Below are 2954 nucleotides of genomic sequence, written 5' to 3'. Positions count from 1 at the left end.
CAGGCCCTAGGACCAGTATTTGCGGGAGGTTGGTACTAGCCAGTGCGTGAAGTTGGTAGTCTTCGATCATGAATCGGCCCTACCTCCCACGGCTCGTCGACGGCCTGATCCGTGATCTTCTGCAGGAACTGCCGGCACTACTGGTCGTCGGGCCGCGGGCCACCGGCAAGACCACGACAGCGGCCCGGCATGCCCGCACAGTTATCCGTCTCGATCAACCACGCGAGGCTGTCGCGTTCACCGCGGATCCCGACGCCGCTCTCCGCGGACTTCCAGACTGGACGAGTGGCAGATGGTTCCGACGGTGCTCGGCGCGATCAAACGTGCGGTCGATTCCGAGCCCCGGCCCGGCCGCTTCATCGTCGCCGGCTCCGTACGAACGGATCTCGAAGCCGACAACTGGCCTGGCACCGGCCGCCTGGTAAGAGTGCCTATGACCGGTCTCACCATACGAGAGATCATCGGCTGAGTCGACAGGCCGACCTTCCTTGATCGGATCGCGACAAGCGGCGCGGATTTGCTGGTCGTGCCGTCAGGCGCACCAGACCTTCGCGGCTACGTCGAGATGGCCCTGCGAAGCGGATTCCCCGAAGCCGCACTGCACCTCTCGGACCGCACCCGCGGCTACTGGCTGGAAAGCTACCTGGATCAGCTTCTCACCCGTGACGTCGAAATTCTCCATGAGAACCGTGACCCGTATCGCCTACGACGATACTTCGAGGTCCTGACTCTGAACTCCGCCGGTGTAGTGAACAGCAAGACGCTGTACGAAACCGCCGGAATCAACGCGAAGACCGCCGACGCATATGATCACCTACTAAGCAACCTGCTCATAGGAGTCGAAATGAAATAACTTGCGCGTTTCGAACCCTCCACAGGCCTGTGACCTGCGATGATGATCTCGATCACGTATTTGTTACTTCATTACGTCCCCATAGTCGAGGCGCTTCCTGCATGGACGACGAACCGACTCAAGCGGCTTGTCCGGACGACGAAGAAGTACGTCGTCGATCCCGGACTGATCGGCGCTGCCCTTCGCCTCGACGTCAACGCGACGCTCCGAGACGGCGATCTCCTCGGTCGGGTCCTCGACACCTTTGTGGCCGCGCAGGTTCGGGCCGAGCTTCCAGCCGGCTCTAGTAGAGCCCGCCTTCACCACCTGCGGCAGGAGGCCGGACGCCACGAGGTTGACATTCTCGCCGAGCTCGGCGCCGAGCAGGTGATCGGAATCGAAGTGAAGGCCGACGCGGCGCCCGGCAAGAATTCGGTACGTCATCTGACGTGGCTACGAGATGAACTCGGTGAACGCTTCATCGCCGGTGTGGTACTACACACCGGGCCGAGACTGTATCAACTCGACCCGAAGATCTTCGCCGCACCGATATGCACACTGTGGGGTTAGAACGGATCTCGCTCTGTCTTCGGCTCAGAACGGCTTAGGAGTCGAAATGAAATAACTTGCACGTTTCGAACCCTCCACAGGCCTGTGGCCTGCGATGATGCTCTCGATCACGTATTTGTTACTTCATTACGTCCCCTTAGAGCACAGGATCGACTATACGACTGGTCCGGCTGCCCCGCGATCGGGGAGAACATCGGCACCCCGGCGTCCACGGACACCACGGACGCCGCCGCCTCACTGGTAGTGACCCCCAGCCGTCCGGCGAGCTGACCCCATGACGATCCTTCCCTATGGACGGGGAATCTCGACTTCGCTGTCCACGGAAGCGAGATCGTTCCAGTAGGCTTCGCCCAGCATGACCGGACAGTGCCTGTCGCCGGGTTCCACCGGTTCGTGCGGCCGGCCGCGACACCGCCTTCCAGCCGCTCCGGGTAAGGCGTCTGACCACGCTGACCGACCCGGCGACTTCGCCCACGACTCAGGAGCGCGTACACATGAGCGAACGGCTGGACGGCACCGTTGCCCTGGTGACCGGTGCGAGCAGCGGCATCGGTGAGGCGACCGCCCGCGAGCTGGCCCGGCACGGCGCCGCGATGGCGCTGGTCGCGCGGCGCGGCGACCGGCTCGAGCGCCTCGCCGCCGACATCACCGGCGCCGGCGGCACCGCCCTCCCCCTCCCGCTGGACATCACCGACCAGGCCCAGGCCGTCGACGCGGTGAAGCGCACCGTGGCGGAGCTCGGTCGGCTCGATACCGTCGTCAACAACGCTGGGATCATGCTGCCCGGGCCGATCCTCGACGCGCCGACCGAGGAGTGGGACCGGATGGTGGCCCTGAACCTGCAGGGCCTGCTGTACGTCACCCATGCAGCGCTGCCGCATCTGCTCACTGCCGCGGACGACGGCCCCCGCCAGGTCGCGGACCTGGTAAACATCAGCTCAGTGGCGGGGCGGCACGCCACCATGGGCGCCGGCATCTACAACCTCACCAAGTTCGGGGTGAACGCGTTCACCGAGTCGCTGCGCCAAGAGGTCACCGCCCGGCACGTGCGCGTCTCGGTGGTCGAACCGGGCTCCGTCGAGACCGAGCTGAGGTCCCACATCCGCGAGGAGATCCGGAACATCGTCATGCGCCGCATCGCCGACATCGAGCCGATGCAGTCCGAGGACATCGCGGACGCCGTCGCCTACATCGTCACCCGGCCGCGGCGGGTCGCGATCAACGAACTACTCATGCGGCCCACCGAGCAGGTCGGCTGACACCGTGTCGCGCGGGAACCCCCGGCGCCCACCGCCGGCGGCGGACCCCTCCTCCGGGAGGAAGGGCCGGGGTTCGGGAAGAGCCCCGCTGCTGGTAGCGGTGGCCCGTCTATCCACTCAGTCGTTGGGCGAGGTATGAGCCATCAAGATTAGCCACGTGCCACAACGAAACGGCCAAGTTCCCAACAAATAGTGAAGTCGTGGCCTGCTGGGTGGCGGATGTGGCATCCACCTCGGTGGCGGTTCTCGTTACGCGACGGCCGGCTACTCGGCGGCCGTCCCCCTAGGGCCTG

General features: G+C 64.8%; 5 protein-coding genes. All 5 read left to right on the top strand.

The features are described 5' to 3' along the window. Positions 1 to 292 precede the first annotated feature (292 nt). The 5 genes from ACY5KJ_RS19330 to ACY5KJ_RS19310 all read left to right on the top strand — a co-directional run bounded on the left by ACY5KJ_RS19330 (position 293) and on the right by ACY5KJ_RS19310 (position 2661). The gene (locus ACY5KJ_RS19330) at positions 293 to 469 is read left to right on the top strand and encodes a hypothetical protein (RefSeq protein WP_462189297.1); all 177 of its coding nucleotides are present in this window, start codon (positions 293 to 295) and stop codon (positions 467 to 469) included. A 48-nt stretch (positions 470 to 517) separates the two neighbouring features. Then, positions 518 to 853 (top strand): hypothetical protein, encoded by a 336-nt coding sequence (locus ACY5KJ_RS19325; protein ID WP_462189296.1) that lies wholly within the window; start codon positions 518 to 520, stop codon positions 851 to 853. Between the two features lie 39 nt (positions 854 to 892). Next, a complete protein-coding gene (locus ACY5KJ_RS19320; RefSeq protein ID WP_462189295.1) occupies positions 893 to 1402 on the top strand; it encodes a DUF4143 domain-containing protein in 510 nt (169 codons plus the stop codon). A gap of 94 nt (positions 1403 to 1496) precedes the next feature. Then, complete coding sequence (locus ACY5KJ_RS19315) at positions 1497 to 1646, top strand: hypothetical protein (RefSeq protein ID WP_462204033.1); 150 nt, start codon at positions 1497 to 1499, stop codon at positions 1644 to 1646. 250 nt (positions 1647 to 1896) lie between these two features. Beyond that, entirely contained in the window at positions 1897 to 2661 is a 765-nt protein-coding gene (locus tag ACY5KJ_RS19310; protein WP_462189294.1) for an SDR family NAD(P)-dependent oxidoreductase, read from the top strand. The last annotated feature ends 293 nt before the right edge of the window (positions 2662 to 2954 follow it).

The organism is Frankia sp. CcWB3, from assembly GCF_977927595.1.
Note: the sequence above shows the minus strand (reverse complement) of the source record. Positions and strands in the feature narration are given on the sequence as shown.

Excerpts from the sequence above, each read along its gene's own strand:
- ACY5KJ_RS19315 (WP_462204033.1), top strand. The coding sequence starts at position 1,497 with ATGATGCTCTCGATCACGTATTTGTTACTTCATTACGTCCCCTTAGAG.
- ACY5KJ_RS19320 (WP_462189295.1), top strand. The coding sequence starts at position 893 with ATGATGATCTCGATCACGTATTTGTTACTTCATTACGTCCCCATAGTC.
- ACY5KJ_RS19310 (WP_462189294.1), top strand. The coding sequence starts at position 1,897 with ATGAGCGAACGGCTGGACGGCACCGTTGCCCTGGTGACCGGTGCGAGC.
- ACY5KJ_RS19330 (WP_462189297.1), top strand. The coding sequence starts at position 293 with ATGGTTCCGACGGTGCTCGGCGCGATCAAACGTGCGGTCGATTCCGAG.